Source organism: Microvirga pakistanensis (assembly GCF_004458765.1).
Lineage (GTDB): Bacteria > Pseudomonadota > Alphaproteobacteria > Rhizobiales > Beijerinckiaceae > Microvirga > Microvirga pakistanensis.
On the sequence record NZ_SPJX01000152.1, the window covers coordinates 1 to 223 of the forward strand.

The 223-nt window shown below is 68.6% G+C and carries 1 pseudogene; it reads right to left on the reverse strand.

The features are described 5' to 3' along the window. Positions 1-223 (reverse strand): annotated as a pseudogene (locus E4K09_RS04675) (NAD(P)(+) transhydrogenase (Re/Si-specific) subunit alpha); the annotation flags it as partial.

Consider the following 223-nt stretch of genomic DNA (forward strand, 5'->3'; position numbering starts at 1 on the left):
CCACGATCACGGAGCCGGGCTTCATGGATTCGACCATGGCGCGGCTGACGAGCTTGGGCGCGGGGCGGCCGGGGATCAGGGCCGTGGTGATGACGATGTCCTGCTTGGCGATGTGCGAGGCGACCAGCGCCGCCTGCTTCTCGCGGTACTCGGCCGACATCTCCTTGGCGTAGCCGCCGGCGGTCTCGGCCTGCTTGAACTCCTCGTCCTCCACGGCGACGAA